The organism is Reticulibacter mediterranei (assembly GCF_016587455.1).
Genome location: NZ_BNJK01000001.1, coordinates 978,972 through 995,961, shown reverse-complemented (window position 1 = coordinate 995,961; position 16,990 = coordinate 978,972). Strand labels below are relative to the sequence as shown.

The following is a 16,990-nucleotide window of genomic DNA, read 5'->3' as shown; positions in this document are numbered from 1 at the left end:
TATGAAAGCCAATATTGTGAAGCGCAAGAGCATCGATAATATTACCTTCGACTGGGGCGTCAATCTGTTCCTGATCGTAGTGTTATTACTCACGATTATACCGCTCTGGTATGTGGTGGTTGTGTCGTTTACGCCGTTGAAAACGACGCAGCTACAGGGTTTTAGTTTGTGGCTGCCGCCTACCGACTGGTCGTTTGAAGCCTATAAACAGTTGCTCGGCCAGGATTCTTTTGTGAGGGCGATGCTCAACAGCTTTTTGATTACCGGATCGGGCGTTGCCATTAATATGGTTTTGACGACACTGACGGCATATGGTCTGACGTTCAAAGATCTGCCCGGTCGTAATATCTTCCTCTCGCTCATATTGTTCACCTTTTTGTTCAACACCGGACTGATTCCGACCTATCTGATGGTAAAAAATCTGGGGCTGTTGAATACCATTCCGGCGGTGATCCTCCCAGGCGCAATCAGCGTCTACAATCTGTTTGTGATGAAAACCTTTTTCCAGAATTTACCGGCCAGTTTGCGCGAGGCGGCCATTGTGGACGGCGCAAACGAATTGCAGGTGTTGTGGCACGTTATTTTACCGCTCTCCAAGCCGATTCTGCTAACAATCGGGCTGTTTTACGCGGTTGGTCATTGGAACGAATTCTTCCTGCCAATTTTGTATTTCAGTGATAATAACCTGATGCCGCTGCCAGTATTGCTACGCAACATCCTGCTTGCAAGTAGTATGAACGATTACGTTGGACAGGATGCGATCAGTTCTGCTCCCCAGGATGCGCTCAAGATGGCCGCCGTCATCCTCACGACGTTGCCCATGCTGGTCATTTACCCCTGGATTCAGCGCTACTTTACCAAAGGCGTATTGATAGGCGGCGTGAAGGAGTAGGGTCTCCTTCACCATCCGCTTCATCTATATATTTGCGAGGAGAAATCTTATGAAGATTGGTACACAGAAGGGCTTGCCTTTGTTGTTGGGCCTGATCGTACTCATTCTTAGCCAACTGTTGGCTGCCTGCGGTGGCAGTACTCCATCTAACAACCCTAATGCTCCTGTAGATCTGAGCGTCTGGGTCTACCCTGCTATTCCAGAGGTCGCAGCTCCCCCGGCCGATTGGGAGTTGACGAAAGTGGTGCGTCAGAAGTTGAATATTAACCTGAAAGTGACGCTTATTCCTACCGGTGACGACGGCGACGCCAAATTGAATGCGGCGGCAGCTGCCAACGATCTGCCCGACTTATTTCAAATCAATACCAGTTCGAGTAGCAATAGCACGTTTCTCAAGTGGATTGATCTGGGACTGGTATCGCCCGTAGATAAGCTGTTGCCGATGATGCCACAGCGAACGAAGGATCGCTATAGCAACGCCACCCTAAATAAGTTGATGACGGTTAATGGATCGCTGTACGCGTTGCAAGAGGCTACACCTTTAACGAAGCGGCAAGGTCTTTTCATTCGTAAAGACTGGCTGGATAAGTTGGGATTGCAACCACCAAAGACGTTGGACGATCTGTTGAAGGTTGCTGAAGCGTTCACGACTCGCGATCCTGACGGCAACAGGAAGAACGATACGTACGGTTTTGGAGCATATACGCTGAGTAGTGCGCCAACGCTGGGAGGTCAGTTCGATTTCATCTACGGAGCGTACGGTCTGCCGGGAGTCTGGAATACCAGCACACCGGGGAAGATCAGCCTGAATTTGCGCGATCCCAATTATTTGAAGGCGACTGAGTTTATCAAGAAGATGGCGGATGAGAAGGTCATTGACCCGGACTGGACGACGCTCAAATTAGATGATTATCGAGCGCGCTGGAAGCAGGGGAAATACGGCATCTTTGTTGAAGATTTTTGCGCTGCGATCTGTCAGGCCAACTACCAGCCCTTCGATACTAACAATCCCAACGGTCAACTGGTTCCGCTGAATCCTCCGCAGGGACCGGATGGGAAGGCATATATAGGGACATTTTCGCAGCTTGGTTTTCGCATGGGCGTTTCAAAGAAAGCAATGGATGGTGGAAAAGGGCCAGCTATTGCTAAGCTGATGGAATGGCTCAATTCAGGGGAAGGCTACTATCTGGCGGGTTTTGGCAAAGAAGGAGTCAATTATAAGCTGGATTCGCAGGGGAATATCTCTACTGAAGGTCTGGCTGTGCCTTTCACCGCTCATGAGGTTGGGCCATCTATCCAGATTCGCAACATGGTCCTCAATGGCACGACCCCTGAGTTGAAAGTGCGCTATCCGAGCTTCAAGACCAAAAATGGACGTATGATTGATCCTATCAATGTCTACCAGACGTTCGCGGCAATGCCATCGCTGGATGTGACCAGTAATTTTGCCATCAAGACGGCAGCGAACCAGGGAGACGTCAACCGCTATGTTGACGAGGGGCTGATACAGTTTGTCACAGGCCAGAAGCCCTTGAATGATAGCAGCTGGAATACATTCGTTAAGGGGTTGGATGGACTTGGAGTATCTGACTGGGAAAATTCTGCCCAGCAGTCGCTCCAGGAAAAGGGGCTGCTGAATAAATAGTTCATCAGAGTAATAGTGAGATGAGAGAGTCGCTAGATTGGGTGGAGTGAGAGGAGGACCGATCAGGTGGGAACGGAAACTGTCTCCGTTCCCACCTGATCAATTACTTACTGCTGCTCGCGCTCCTTGTCAAGCGACTTCTTAGCAGCGTCGTAATCCTTATCGACCTCGTCCTGGCTGCCCTTTTCCATGAGAACTCACACCTCCTCTCATGCAAAGGAGTTGGCTGTTCCAACTCCCCAAAAGCCCCCTCGCTCTGTTTGATCAGTCGAGGAGAAATTGAGGAACTGGCACCATAACTGAGTCTGGCGACATCTGGGCAGGGAAGTGGAAAGAACATCGCACTACGACATGACGTTCCTTCTACCCACACTAGACCAAAGAAGAGGCGGGTAGAGAGAGGCCGCAGTCCTACGACGTACGGCCCCTCTCACACTCGCCAGAGATCGTCTTTACGGGTCAGCAAGAAGGCTGATGACTACGCGTTTCGGCAGGTTGGAGCGTGCCCGTACGACTTCTCCTTACCACAGCACCAGTAGAAGTCACAGTGCTGCTCGCCTTCGGTATGCCACTCGTCGCATTCTGGACACAGTTTCATCGTTCTGTTCACCTCTTCTTAGGAATATGATGGAACGGACGAGGGATACTACCTCCTCTCGGTGAAGGTCTGGTCATCTGTGGATACCTCTGTACAGCAGGATCTGGAGCCTACGGCAATTGCCTGCGCGCAAAAGGTGGCAGAAAGAACAACAGACCTGGGCTTTTCATCTGCGATTTTACTTCAAAAAGTGATGAGGTGGAATTGGAACTGGGCTGGAGCTGAGTTGGAAAAGGACGAGGGGAGTGAACGATTTGGTGAGTTGATGGGAAGAAGTTTCTCCAATAGATGCCAGATGCGTGCAGAGAGAGGCATTTCATGCATGGTTCATTTGACAACACTGGAGATTTGCGTTTACAATAGCTACAGTTAATCCCGAAATCGGGAAAAACCGGAGTAGCTGATGAGAGGAACGTTATGAAGACCGAAGAATTGATACCGAATGCGCAAGAGGCGAGGGTCTTAAAAATGCTGCGTGCGTTAGCGAATCCTGCACGTTTTCGTATAGTCTTGGTTCTTGCTGAACGGAAAGATTGTACGTCGGGCCAACTCGCCGAATTGTTGCCGCTGGCTCAATCCAGCCTCTTCGACCATCTGGCGGCGTTGCGTGAAGCAGGTGTTGTACAGGTCAGTAGCGATGGACCAAACCCAAATCGTTATTATTGTCTGGACCCATCGGCGATAGACTTTCTTACCGCTTATTTGAGTGGGTTGGGACAGCAAGCTCGCTCATGGAAAGAATTAGTAAAGGTAGCTCAAAAGGAACGCACTATGGAGATTCGAGACGCCACACGTGAGGATGCCGCAGCGATTGCGCATATTTACAATCAAGGGATTGAGGATCGCTCTGCCACATTAGAGACTCAACTGCGCACGGCGGAGGAGCGTGCCGAGTGGTTGGCTGCGCGTAGTTCTCGCCATCCGGTACTTGTTGCTCTGGATCAATCAGGAGCCGTAGTGGGTTGGGCCTCGCTCAATTCTTTCAATCCCAGACCTGCCTATGATTATGTTGTGGATTTCTCCGTATATGTGGCGCGAGAACGGCGCGGACAGGGGATTGGCGATGCTTTGTTGGGGGCATTAGAGGAGCGCGCCCGCCTGCTGGGATATCATAAGATGGTGTTGGCGGCATTTCCAGGCAATGCTCCGGGAATGCGGTTATATGAGCGGCATGAATTTCAGATGGTTGGGATCTATCATGAGCAGGGCATGCTCGATAATAAGTGGGTCGATGTTGTGCTGATGGAGAAGTTGCTGCATTAGTTAGTATCGTGACAAAACACTAATCTAATGTAAGGTAGTGACTTGCAGTTAGGCACAAGATATGACTAAAATATTAAGTGGGCTTTGCGTCGGCCCACATTTTTGTTTATTCAGGTAAAAGGATATTTAATTCATGGGCTGTACATCTCCTACACATCCTATTCGGGTGGGTGTTCAATTGCACCCACAGCACACCAGCTACGAAGACTTCGCACAGGCGGTGCGTACGGCTGAAGAACTGGGCGTTGACACCATCTGGAACTGGGATCATTTCTTCCCGCTGTATGGTGACCCCCAGGGCAATCATTTTGAAGGCTGGACATTGCTGACTGCGATGGCAACGCTGACGAAGCGTGCCAGGATAGGGTGTCTCGTCACCTGCAATACCTATCGCAATCCGGCCCTGATCTCTGATATGGCGAAGACAGTTGACCATATCAGTGGCGGCAGGGTGATTCTCGGTATAGGGGCAGGCTGGTTTGAGCGTGATTACAAAGAATATGGCTACGAGTTCGGCACACCCGGTCGGCGTCTGGCAGCTCTGGAAGAGGCGTTGCCAATTATCAAGCATCGTTGGGAAGTGGATGTGCCGAAACCTGTTCAGAAGCCTATTCCCATCTTGATTGGTGGTGGCGGCGAAAAGAAAACATTGCGTCTTACTGCGAAGTATGCCGATATGTGGCATGGTTTCGGCGATGCGGAGACGCTTGCTCATAAGATGGAAGTTCTCGATGGCTGGTGCAAAGAGGAAGGGCGTGATCCCAAAGAGATCGAGCGCTCTGCTGGCACGAACGCCGATGATTCAAATCAGACTCGTGATGCTATTCTCAGGACTGGAGTCACCCATCTCATTTTGGGTATGGGCGCACCCTGGGACTTTAAGGCTGTGGAGAAACTGGTCAGCTGGCGCGACAGCCGCCGTGGTTAAAAGCATATAAGTGTGGGAAGCCAGCGGTCGTTGGCTTCCCATGTTTATTTTGTGCGTACTGGTAAGCGTGAGGTAAGTAGAGCGTTCAAGATGTGCTCGTGAGAGAAAGGATTTTGAATGAGTAGCAATCAACCTCCTCGTCTCACTGCGCTCGCAGATTGTGCGGGGTGTGCAGCTAAAATTGGGGCTGATCTGCTAGCTGAGGTACTGCGTCCTTTGCGGCAACGTCTGGCACCGTCCCAGTTGCTCGTCGGTCTGGGGGCGATAGATGATGCCGCTGTGTACAGGATCAATGATCAGCAAGCGGTAATCAGCACTGCCGATTTTTTTCCGCCCGTCGTTGACGATCCCTATACCTTTGGTTCTATTGCCGCCGCCAATGCGCTGAGCGATGTCTATGCGATGGGTGGGCAGGTCTTGATGGCGATTAATCTTGTGGCGTGGCCGGAAGATCTGGAGAGTAGCGTCCTCAGCGAAGTACTGCGTGGCGGTATGAACATCGTAGAGCAGGCTGGTAGCGTGATTGCAGGTGGCCACTCGATTTCAGACCGCGAACCGAAATATGGGTTAGCTGTGACCGGCCTTGTCCATCCAGATCATATTCTGACAAAAGGCGGTGCCAGGCCGGGCGATGTGCTGATATTGAGCAAGCCATTGGGAACCGGTTTGCTGACCACTGCGCAGAAGCGGGGCAAGGTGCACGAGGACGATATGGCGGCGGCTGTTCGCTCGATGACCACGCTGAATCGGCGAGCCAGCGAGCTGCTTGTGCAGGCTGGCAGCGCTGTTCATGCGGTGACTGATATCACAGGATTTAGTTTGTTGGGACATGCGTGGGAGATGGCGGCGCAAAGCTTAACGGCTATGCGTTTTGATTATGCATCTTTACCACTATTGCCGAACGTGCGTGTCTATGCAGAAGCCGGATGTGTTCCTGGTGGCACCGGGCGCAATCGACGCTCTCTCAATGGTCGTGTCCAGCTTGGTAGTCATTTAAGCGAGTTAGATCAGGCAGTTCTCTTTGATCCGCAAACCTCAGGTGGACTGTTTGCGGCGATTGACCCTGCCCTATGGTCGACGTTAGAGGCTCAGCAGGAAGTGACGTTCTGGCGTATTGGAGAGGTGGGAGAGAAGGTCAATGATCAGCAACAAGTTATTTTGACTGTCCAATAACGAACGAAAGCCGAGCATATTCAATAGAAAAGAATGTTGAATATGCTCCATCAACATCGTCCTCAGCAATCCTCCATCGTTTTTCTCTTCAGGAAATTAGTACTGCTATGACAAAATAAAAGTACTTCTCTGTAGAAAGTGGCTCCTTGAAGCGTGTCAACAGGTAAAGTCATACATCGATCTGTAAGACAGAGTGCAGGATAGAGAAAAGACAAGCATATCAGGCCATCCTGCTCTGCAAAATAATTTGTTGCACCTGTTCCAGAGAGAACACCAGATCACGGAATGGAGACACGGAATGTATTTGAAGAGAAGTGCTATCCTCATTATATGCGGTCTACTGCTCGTCGTACTGAGTACAGCCTGTAGTGGCACCACTGGCAATACCCCAAATGCAGCTGCGACAACCGCTACAGGTACGCAGCAAGCGAATAACCAGACCAACGGAACCTCACAGCTGGATAACCAGAATACGCGAGCGGACGGTCAGGTGACGCCAACGCCGATTCCAACGAAAGCGAGCAATCAGAACGGCGATAAGGGCCATGATGCAGACGATCAAAATAAGACAAACAACAACCAAAGCGCGGTGCAGCCAACACCAAAGCCTGCCGTGAATACAAAAAAGAGCAGCCAGAGTAGTAATAATAGCACCAATAGTAGCCAGAATAGTAATAGCAACAATAACAGCTACAACAATAAAAATAGTGCTCAGGCAGTCACGCCAACGACTACCAACGGTGGCACGATGTACATCAAGACGCAAATGGTTACGATCAATGGTACATCAATGAATGTACTGACCAATGGGCAGGGAATGACGCTCTACTATCGCTCGTCTGATCCGGCTCCAGCATCAACCTGTACCGGCAATTGTGCAGCCACCTGGCCGCCATTGTTGAACCATAACATGTCTATTATCACCAGCCAGACACTAAACGGAACGGTGACGGTACAGCAGACGGCTAATGGTCCTCAAGTGCTGTATAACAATCATCCACTCTATACTTATGTGGGAGATAATGCCGCCGGGCAAGCGAACGGTCATGGATTGGACGGTGTGTGGTATGTGGTCCAGGTGCAGGCCCAGAAGATGCACTGGTAAGCGCTGGGGTCATCCAGTCCAACAAAAAGGCGACCATCTCAACTGGTCGCCTTTTTGTTATGAACAATTATGCCTTGCCAGCTCGTCGTCGTCTGGCGGCAGCGGCTTTTTTCCGTCGTTCGCGCCGCTTCTCAAGAGTAGCTTCGGAATGGACCTCTTTGTATGTAGAGGGAGTTGTTTGTTGTGCCTCCTGATTTGCCATCTGTGCGCGGCGACGGCGGGCGACCTGCATTGACATGTAGATGATCACGCCTGCCATGATTGCCGAGGTGAACAGAATGAACAGGTACAGCGGATAGATGATCGGATTGAGATCGCTCGGGAACCAGTGCGATGTGATGCCGATATTCAATAGAAACATAAAGGAAAGCAGGATATACTCGATACCTGTGAGTATTCCCGGCTGTTTATACCAGACACTTCGCTGCCCCTGTGCCTGTTCGTTGCGCAGCCGCTTGCGTCCCTGGATGATATTAAAAATGCCGATCCCGATAAAGATGAGACAGAGCAGCGCCACCAGACGCGGATCAAGACCAAGCATAAGCAACTACCTTTCCTGAAAAATCAAGCACAGAGGCATTTCGTTCATCGACTAGTTTGGTCGAACATTGACTTGAACAGAGACTTGCTTACCGTTGAAAAAGACGTTAATGACAGAGAAATTGTCCACTTGCTGGTCAATACCGCCACATGTAATTTGCAGCGTGACCGCATCATTACCACTTCCCGCAGGATCAAGCTGACCATTTTTAGGGGAAAGCTGGATGTTGCCATTTGTTGCACCAGCATTCCAGATGATAGGCTGATCGCTATTATTAATGATCCCCATTGTGGTTGGTTTGCAGGTATGATCTCCGTTGGAGATAACCGTTAAAGGGTTGGGGGTAACGACCAGATCGAGCGATTTGTTCTGCACGGCGAAAGAGACCGGGAGAATGAACTGGCCCCGATCAACGGTGAAGATGACATAACCCTGATATGCCTTTTTCATGAGGCTCGCCAGACCCATTGCGGAGACATTGACGGCAATGGTATCGGTGCCATCGGGTGCAATTTCTCCTCCCACTTTCCCATATTGGGTGCCTGCTGTTTTGCTGGCATTCAGCGTAATCCAGTTCTGTGCGTTTTCTGTCACGATTGAAGCGCTCCAGGTAACTTTGGTGGCACCTGTATTGGTGATCGTGAGTATCTCTGGATTTGGATCATAGCCATTGACGGTGTTGAAAGCAAGCTTTGATACTGTCTGACCTTGATCGTTGGTCAGAGTGAGAGGTGTGTTGTTGGCAGCTCCGGCTGGTAATACATGAACATTCATGCTTGCCTGCTGTCCGGCTCCTTTGGCTATCAGTGTATAACTGCCTGGAAGCTGATTGGATGGGATCGTCACGTTGCTATCAAATGACCCATCTTTATTGGTTTGGGCTGTTACATTAATGGCGGTCGTATCCAGGGTAAAGGTAATTGCGGTGTTGGTTTTGAAACTGTCGCCATGCACGGCGAGTGCCTGGCCCGCTTTGGCAGCCGGTTTGGGGTTTTTAGCATTCAACTGCATGTAGATGGTCGGATAGACGCCATACGCCTTGTTGGTCGCCTTAGCTGCTTCTAACGTGTGTGGGATGAAGGTTGAGATGATGTAGCCAGTGAGACCCAGGATAAGACAGAAAAGCAGAATAGAACTGATTCTATAGAGCTGTTTTTGGACTGGTGAGGCTTCTTTTTCCTGGGTATTGGGCATGATGATCGAACGCATTCGTACCAGACTTTGCTGAATCGCCATTAAGGGTTCTGGTACAACGGCTTGCCCACGCGAAATACCGACCGCTGGTCCCGCCTCAGCGCGTTGGCGGTCACGCCAGCTATTGCGCCAGTGTTCGGCTGCCTGACTGGTGGCGGTCAGGCTCTCAAGGCTGAGATTAGGAGGAGGAGGGTAAGCCATTGGCTGATTCATTCCTTGTGGGCCAAATGGCATAGGAGCCTGCGGTCCAGGGGGCATAGGAGCCTGTGGTCCACCAGGAACTTGTCCTCGGCCTAACAATGTTCTGGGAGGGGGAGGCGTTGAGGCACGCACAACCATATCCGCTTGTGGCATCGATCCGCTGGCTGGACCCTGGGGAGGCATGGCCATATTCTGTTGAATGGGAGGTCCACCCTGTGGCGTGAGGCCGGGTTGATTGCCTGGATACCGTTTGGTCAGCCCAGAATTGCCAGGAGACGGAGGTCTGGCTGCATTTTGCGGACCAGATCCCGCCTGTTGGGGCGATACTGCCTTCATCGCATTCGTATGGTTAAAGCCACATTTATTGCAGAAACGCGCATCGGCGGGAAGCTCGGTATGACATTTAGGACAACGAAACATCTGTGTTACCTTCTCTTACGACTACCCTGATGAATAGCACTGATTGGCTCAGGATTAGCTCTGTATATAGTGTATGTCTTGAAATAAATATTGATACAAACAGCGCTGACGATAGGCTCCAGGTGGTCTGGATGCTTTCTTGCCTTTATCATCATAAACGAGCATATATTTTGAATGTATCAATTTGTCTGGCTCTGTTGTCTTTAGTCCTATCAACGTGGCAGCTACTATGCACTGCACATGCAAGAGATACACCTATTTTATAGGAATTGAGAGAGAATGTATAGAGGGTAAAAGCGGCAGGTGTATGATATGCGCGATGATCCTTTGCATGCCTGGCTTGCTCGTTTTTTGCAGTGTTTTTGCAAGCAATCAGGGACGGGGCAGGGGCTTTTTGCTAAGGAAGAAACTCTTTAGCAAAACGGCGAAGCGCCTCCAGATCCGTTCCATTGATAAAGCGCATCAGTAACTCTTGCACACCAGCTTCCTCGTAAGCTGCCAGACGTTGGCGTATGGTTTCAGGACTACCAATCAGGGTAGTATGTATTCTGTCCCCCAGTGTGGCTTTGCGTTCAACTGGGAGCAGCGCGAGAGCCTCTTCATCGCTGTCAGCTATGAGGCAGAGCGTTGTTGAAGTGCGGTGAATGCTTTCGTAATCGCGCCCCACAGCCGCACAATGTTGCTTGAGTACGTCAAACTTTTGTTTCATGGTGATGGGATTGTCACCAACGTTACAGGCATCGGCGTATTGCGCCACCAATTTGAGCGTTACCTTCTCGCCACTGCCTCCAATCAGGAGCGGAATACGTGGCTTCATGTTTTCATTGATATCACCTGTCTGAGAATGGACGTGACGCGTTTCCTCTTCTTTCCATATCGCTTGTATCAGTTTTACAGCTTCGCGTAACTGACGCAGGCGCTCAGGCGCATCAGGATATGCATAGCCATATGCGCGATATTCGTGCTCATACCAACCAGCACCAATGCCAAAGTTGAGGCGACCATGCGAGAGAGCATTGACTGTACTCGCCATTTTTGCCAGCAATGCTGGGTGACGATAGCTATTGCATGTCACCATCTGGCCAATACGGATATTTCTGGTATCGCGGGCGAGGGCGGCTGTACACGTCCAGCACTCAAAGGTGATTTCTTGTGAAGGATATGGTGTTGTGTGGAAGTGGTCAACGAGCCATGCAGAAGCAAACCCCAGTTCATCAGCCGTTTGCGCAATGGTGGTCATCGTTTCGTATGCCTGGATAGGGTTCTTGATGCGTGCCAGATCCATTGTCCAGCCCTGGGGAAGCAGTACACCAAATTTCAGTGACATGTATTATTTACTCCCTCTCCGTATAGATTTCATGTTCTTCTAGAGTATCAGGGATTTTGATGAAAATACATGGTAACTTGAAGAAGATAGCGATAGCGCTCCTTAAATCTTAAAGAAAATATCTCAGCAAGCTTAAAATAAGGATAGTAGCGGTCAATAGAAAAATGGGAACCTTGTTAAATGGTCTGGCACCTATTACAATTGGGGATATGGTTGGGCAAATAAATTTGAACAGCGTAAAATCAGCTTATCGAAGAATTTTGATGCGATGGGAGAGGAAGATCACCAGTACTTTTTGTTAGTGAGATGCCAGATTTCTTAGGGTAAACACCTTATTTTTGGCATGCATTCATTGTAAGCCCACCAATTGGTCTTGACTAATCGCCAAAAATCGCTAAAATCTCTATAGACCACTGATAATTTTTAAGATTTATGAGGTTTCCATGCATATCGTTGTCGTTGGCGTAGATCACATTTCAGCTCCCATTGCTTTACGAGAGCGCCTTACCTGTTCTGTGCGTCAAATACCCCAGGTGTTGAATGCTACTCAAGCAATCGGCCAGGAGTGCGTCTTACTTTCAACCTGTAACCGTATTGAGTTGTACGCTGTCTGTACTGATGCTGAGCAAGGAGAGGAAGCCTTACTACGTGTATTAAGTGAGACCCGTCAGGTGACGTACGATGAGCTTGCAGACCATTGTTATCATTTTGCCGATGAGCAAGCGGTGACACATCTCTTTGGGGTGGCCAGTGGTCTCTATTCACTCGTTCCGGGCGAGCCACAAATTCAGGGGCAGGTCGTGGAGGCTTTAGAAATCGCTCAAGGCGGTGGTTATGCAGGGCCGGTTTTGTCGGCTCTTTTTCGGGCCGCTGTCAGCACTGGTAAGCGTGCGCGTAGTGAGACGGGCATCAGTCGTAACGCAGCTTCCATCAGCCATGTCGCTGTTCAACTGGCCCGTCATCTGTTCCCACGTTTAGAGCAGGCCAGGATTTTACTGATCGGGTCCGGGCAGATGAGCGAGCTGGCCGCGCGTAACCTGTGTGATAATGGGGCCAGTCAACTTGTGATTATTAATCGTACGCAAGCGCATGCGGTTGATCTGGCGCAGGCGTTAGGGGCGGTGCATCGTTCTTTTAATGAGCTTGCTGATGCGCTGGCAGAGGCAGATGTGGTGATCAGTTCGACAACCGCGCCTCGTGCTATTATTACGCCCGAATTGATGCGGCAGGTGATGGACCGACGTACCTCACGCTCGCTGCTACTGATCGATATAGCTATGCCTCGTGATATTGATCCTGCTGTCTCCGCGCTCTCTGGCGTCCATCTCTATAACCTCGATGATTTGCAAGCCGAAGTCGAGCGTGGTATTCATCTGCGCCGGCAGGAGGCTGAGCATGTGCAAACGATTATTGCTGAGGAGGTGCAGCAATTTGAGCGCTGGCTGGCATCGCTCAGTGTCGTTGATACCATTAGCGATTTGCGCCAGCATGCCGATGCATTGCGCCGCCAGGAACTTGCACGGGCGATACGCCAACTTTCTCCCACCCTTTCTGAGCGCGAGCTGGCTACTGTTCAGGAATTGACAACACGTCTTATGAATAAATTTTTGCATGCGCCAATGTTGCGATTGAAAGATGCGGCGGCTGTTGGCGAGGGGCATATATATGCGCAGGCAATGCGCTATTTGTTTGATTTGGAAGAGCAAGATGAAGAGCATTACGATAGGGACGCGAGCAAGCAAGCTCGCAATGATACAAACAAACTGGGTAGTCGAGCGGCTGCGTCAGCAGTGGCCCGATCTTGAGATCGCAATCGAGCAAATTCGCACCACTGGCGATCAGATTACGCATGTTCCTCTCACGCAGATTGGTGGCGATGGCGTTTTTGTTACGGAGATAGAGCGTGCGCTGCAAGAGCGACGAATCGATCTGGCGGTACATAGCCTGAAGGATCTGCCCACAGCACAGCCAGATGGACTTCAGGTAATTGTGGCGGGGCCGCGCGAAGATGTACGAGACATTTTTGTAAGCAATCAGGCATTTCGTATCGATAATGGGCGCTTGCAGCCAGCTGATGCTGAATCGACGCAAAATCCACGTATTGGCACTGTCAGTTTACGGCGCGGCGCGCAGATCCGCGAGTTTTATCCGGGCGCGCAGATCGTGCCTCTTCGTGGGAATGTTGATACGCGACTGCGTAAGTTAGAGTCTGGCGGGTATGACGGCATTGTGGTGGCGGCGGCTGGTCTTCACCGCATGGAATTGCACCCTCAACTTGCGGAGCGCCTGACCTACTTCCCGATCGAAATGATGATGCCCGCGCCGGGGCAGGGAGCGTTGGGTTTAGAGATACGGAATGAGCCGGAGACGCAAGCGCTGCTAGAACCTTTGCGCGATGTAGTGGTTCAGGCCGCAACGTCGGCGGAGCGCATGTTTATGCGTCGGTTGGGTGCTGGCTGTTACCTGCCCATTGCGGCATATGCTGAGGTGGTTGAGGAAGATCTCGTGCTACGTGGCCTGGTTATTAGCACGGATGGACAGCGCAGTATACGGGTGCGCCAGAGCATACGTTGGAGCACCGAAGATGGAATAGCGCGTGCTGAGCTGCTTGGTATCCAGTTAGCGGAACAGGCATTGGATCAGGGGGCGCAGGAGATTATTCAGGGAAGTAATATGCTGCGTGAGCGGGAGCAACGACGTGTCTGAGCAAAGTGTAACGGCATTGCCGCTTTCAGGGAAGCGTGTTCTGGTCACGCGTACTCGTGAGCAGGCCAGCGTATTGAGCGAGCGCTTGAGAGCGCTGGGTGCTGACCCTGTAGAATTTCCTACCATTCGTATCGTTCCTCCGTCGGATTGGTCTCAATTAGACGCATTGCTCAAGCTGATATGTACAGCAGGTAACACTACGCATAAAGATCTCCAAAACTATTCCTATGATTGGTTGGTGTTTACCAGTGCAAACGGCGTCAATATCTGTCTTGCGCGATTGCGTACATTGGGATATGATCCACATGCATTGCATACTGCACGGATCGCAACAATAGGTCCGGCGACGGCAGCGGCTCTGGCTCACTATGGAGTGGAGGCAGACCTTATTCCCGACGAATATAGGGCGGAAGGGGTCGTAGCCTCTATACTGCAAGATGCGCAGGCGCGTGGCACATCGTTGGCCGGGACACGCATTGCTCTGGCCCGTGCTGCCGAGGCGCGTAAAATTCTGGTGACGGAGCTACAGAAGGTGGGGGCAATAGTTGATGAGGTTGCTGCCTATTATACGGCGACTGCTGCACATGATGACGAGCAGGGGCGCGCAATTCTCAATCTTTTGCGTCATCGCCAGCTTGATATTTTAACGTTTACCAGTTCTTCAACAGTACGCAATTTTATGGAGTGGCTGGGCGACTGCGAGCGACACATGCCAGACCTTCGGCAAGAAGATCTGCTCGCTGCCCTGGCGCAGGTACACATTGCTTGTATTGGTCCAATTACTGCACAAACTGCCCGCGAACTGGGCCTGAACGTAACGATTGAGGCCACAGAGTTCACGATTGACGGTCTGGTGCAGGCAATTGTTCAACAAGAGGGGAAATAGATGACAGAAACAACAATTAAGCAAACGAATGAGACTCAACCCGAGACTTCTCCCGCGCAACCTAAACCGAAGCAGCCGCGTCAGTTGGTGCGCTTTACTTTTTATAAACTCGATCCTCAATGGCTGCGTTTGCCTGCCGATGTCCGAGAGCAGGGGCGACAGGAGTTGCAGCAAATTTTTGAGGAGCATGGGAAAGATGGATTGCTGCGCAGTTTCGGGTTGTACGGCGTGCGCTCCGATTGCGATTTCATGCTCTGGCAGGCAACTTACGACATAGAAGATCTGCGCGCATTAAGCAGTAAGATTCGTCGCAGCGCAATGGGTCCATATCTGACCGAATCACGTGCGTTTCTTTCTATGACCAAGCGCTCTGTATATGTGGGGAAAAATGCTCGTGGCGCGCACGATCCTCGGCTGGTGATTACGCCGGATGACAGAAAATATCTGTTTGTCTACCCATTTGTCAAAACACGTCCCTGGTACGCCTTGCCGCTGGAAGATCGCAAGCGCATGATGAACGAGCATATTCGTGTTGGCTTGAAGTATCCTAGCGTCTCGCTCAATACCACCTACTCCTTTGGGTTGGACGATCAGGAATTTGTAGTTGCTTTCGAGACTGATCAACTGGCAGATTTCCTCGATCTGGTACAAGAGTTACGCGAAACTGAAGCCAGCCAGTACACGCTTCGTGATACACCTATGTTTACCTGCGTTGCTCAGCCTCTTGGTGAGATTCTAGAAGCGATAGGTGCTTAATCAGTAAAAGAGAACTGAGGGAGAGAAAAATGACACAGCAGGCTGATGCAGATAGAACGATCAGGCATCCTCGTTCTCACGCTCTTTTCGAGGAGGCGCAAACGCTGCTTCCTGGTGGCGTGAATAGCCCTGTTCGTGCTTTTCGAGGGGTGGGAGGCGATCCAGTCTTTATTGATCGTGCCGAAGGTGCTTATCTCTACGATGTGGACGGCAATCGGTATCTGGATTACGTGCAGTCGTGGGGACCGATGATCCTGGGGCATGTGTACCCCTCAGTCTTAGCCGCAGTTGAGGAAACTGCCCGACGCGGCTTCAGTTTTGGGGCACCAACGCAGGCTGAGAGCGAACTGGCAAAACTGGTCATAGGGAGCGTCCCCTCGGTGGAAATGATCCGTTTTGTCAATTCGGGTACCGAGGCGACGATGAGTGCTCTGCGCCTGGCGCGAGCCTATACCGGGCGCAGCAAGATCATCAAATTTAGCGGATGCTATCATGGGCATGCTGATATGCTGCTGGTACAGGCCGGTTCGGGCGTGGCAACGCTGGGTTTGCCTGATAGCCCTGGCGTTCCTGCTGAAGCGACGGCGCATACCCTTACCGTGGCGTATAACGATGCCAATGCCGTTGAGCAGCTGTTTCATACCTTCCCCAATGACATCGCGGCTATTATCGTCGAGCCGGTAGCTGCGAATATGGGGCTGGTTTTGCCACAGCCGGGATTTCTGGAGCGATTGCGCGAACTTACCCAGAAGTATCACGCGCTGTTGATCTTTGATGAGGTCATGACCGGGTTTCGGGTCGCTCTGGGAGGGATGCAGCAGAGGATGGGCATTACCCCGGATGTAACCTGTTTTGGCAAAATTATTGGTGGCGGTTTGCCGGTTGGCGCATATGGTGGGCGGCGTGAGGTTATGCAGCAGGTAGCTCCTCTGGGACCGATGTATCAAGCGGGGACGTTATCCGGCAATCCTCTGGCAATGGCGGCTGGCATTGCCACGCTGCAAGAGCTACGCAAACCAGGGCAATATGAGAAGTTAGAGCAGAAGAGCGAGTTGTTAGGAGAAGGTATTACGCGCGTATTGCATGATACGGGAATTAATGCCCAGCTACAGCGTATCGGGGCAATGTTCTGTTTGTATTTTGCGCAAGAGCCTGTGACTGATTATGCCAGCGCCAAACGTTCAGATACGGCGCTCTTCTCTCGCTACTTTTGGGAGATGCTGGCGCGAGGTGTCTATCTGCCACCATCGCAGTTTGAAGCCTGTTTTATCTCCCTGGCTCTTGAAGACGCTATGCTTGAGGAGACCGTTCAATCAGTAGAGTTTGTCTTGCGTCAACTGGCATAGGAGGTCTGA

The 16,990-nt window shown here is 51.0% G+C and carries 14 protein-coding genes; 11 read left to right on the top strand and 3 right to left on the bottom strand.

Annotated elements, in window-relative coordinates:
- The first annotated feature begins 1 nt into the window (after position 1).
- The 6 genes from K3T83_RS04480 to K3T83_RS04455 all read left to right on the top strand — a co-directional run bounded on the left by K3T83_RS04480 (position 2) and on the right by K3T83_RS04455 (position 7,604).
- On the top strand, positions 2–892 hold the full coding sequence (locus K3T83_RS04480) for a carbohydrate ABC transporter permease (RefSeq protein WP_220201773.1): 891 nt from the start codon (positions 2–4) through the stop codon (positions 890–892).
- A 49-nt stretch (positions 893–941) separates the two neighbouring features.
- Positions 942–2,537: an extracellular solute-binding protein gene (locus K3T83_RS04475; protein WP_220201772.1), complete on the top strand. Its 1,596-nt coding sequence runs from the start codon at positions 942–944 to the stop codon at positions 2,535–2,537.
- 1,015 nt (positions 2,538–3,552) lie between these two features.
- Positions 3,553–4,398 carry an arsinothricin resistance N-acetyltransferase ArsN1 family A gene (locus K3T83_RS04470; RefSeq protein WP_220201771.1) on the top strand — a complete coding sequence of 282 codons (846 nt, stop codon included), beginning with the start codon at positions 3,553–3,555 and terminating at the stop codon, positions 4,396–4,398.
- A gap of 133 nt (positions 4,399–4,531) precedes the next feature.
- The gene (locus tag K3T83_RS04465; RefSeq protein WP_220201770.1) at positions 4,532–5,326 is read left to right on the top strand and encodes an LLM class F420-dependent oxidoreductase; all 795 of its coding nucleotides are present in this window, start codon (positions 4,532–4,534) and stop codon (positions 5,324–5,326) included.
- A gap of 117 nt (positions 5,327–5,443) precedes the next feature.
- Positions 5,444–6,499 (top strand): selenide, water dikinase SelD, encoded by a 1,056-nt coding sequence (gene selD / locus K3T83_RS04460; RefSeq protein WP_220201769.1) that lies wholly within the window; start codon positions 5,444–5,446, stop codon positions 6,497–6,499.
- A 298-nt stretch (positions 6,500–6,797) separates the two neighbouring features.
- Positions 6,798–7,604: a COG4315 family predicted lipoprotein gene (locus K3T83_RS04455; RefSeq protein ID WP_220201768.1), complete on the top strand. Its 807-nt coding sequence runs from the start codon at positions 6,798–6,800 to the stop codon at positions 7,602–7,604.
- A 67-nt stretch (positions 7,605–7,671) separates the two neighbouring features.
- On the opposite strand, the gene K3T83_RS04450 is transcribed toward K3T83_RS04455, so the two are convergent.
- The 3 genes from K3T83_RS04450 to K3T83_RS04440 all read right to left on the bottom strand — a co-directional run bounded on the left by K3T83_RS04450 (position 7,672) and on the right by K3T83_RS04440 (position 11,287).
- On the bottom strand, positions 7,672–8,145 hold the full coding sequence (locus K3T83_RS04450) for a hypothetical protein (RefSeq protein ID WP_220201767.1): 474 nt from the start codon (positions 8,143–8,145) through the stop codon (positions 7,672–7,674).
- 51 nt (positions 8,146–8,196) lie between these two features.
- Entirely contained in the window at positions 8,197–9,960 is a 1,764-nt protein-coding gene (locus K3T83_RS04445) for a zinc ribbon domain-containing protein (RefSeq protein ID WP_220201766.1), read from the bottom strand.
- 397 nt (positions 9,961–10,357) lie between these two features.
- On the bottom strand, positions 10,358–11,287 hold the full coding sequence (locus K3T83_RS04440) for a TIGR03560 family F420-dependent LLM class oxidoreductase (RefSeq protein WP_220201765.1): 930 nt from the start codon (positions 11,285–11,287) through the stop codon (positions 10,358–10,360).
- Positions 11,288–11,730: 443 nt separating this feature from the next.
- On the opposite strand from K3T83_RS04440, the gene hemA reads away from it, so the two are divergent.
- From hemA to hemL, 5 genes are read left to right on the top strand one after another with little or no spacing between them, the layout of a single operon-like run.
- Positions 11,731–13,092 carry a glutamyl-tRNA reductase gene (gene hemA, locus K3T83_RS04435; protein WP_220201764.1) on the top strand — a complete coding sequence of 454 codons (1,362 nt, stop codon included), beginning with the start codon at positions 11,731–11,733 and terminating at the stop codon, positions 13,090–13,092.
- Positions 13,037–13,993, top strand: a complete 957-nt coding sequence (hemC, locus tag K3T83_RS04430) for a hydroxymethylbilane synthase (protein WP_220201763.1) — start codon at positions 13,037–13,039, stop codon at positions 13,991–13,993. Before hemA ends, hemC begins: the two co-directional genes overlap by 56 nt.
- Positions 13,986–14,879, top strand: coding sequence for a uroporphyrinogen-III synthase (locus K3T83_RS04425; protein ID WP_220201762.1), 894 nt, complete (start codon positions 13,986–13,988; stop codon positions 14,877–14,879). Before hemC ends, K3T83_RS04425 begins: the two co-directional genes overlap by 8 nt.
- Positions 14,880–15,635, top strand: a complete 756-nt coding sequence (locus K3T83_RS04420) for a chlorite dismutase family protein (protein ID WP_220201761.1) — start codon at positions 14,880–14,882, stop codon at positions 15,633–15,635.
- A gap of 59 nt (positions 15,636–15,694) precedes the next feature.
- Complete coding sequence (gene hemL, locus K3T83_RS04415) at positions 15,695–16,981, top strand: glutamate-1-semialdehyde 2,1-aminomutase (RefSeq protein WP_373324581.1); 1,287 nt, start codon at positions 15,695–15,697, stop codon at positions 16,979–16,981.
- Positions 16,982–16,990 lie beyond the last annotated feature (9 nt).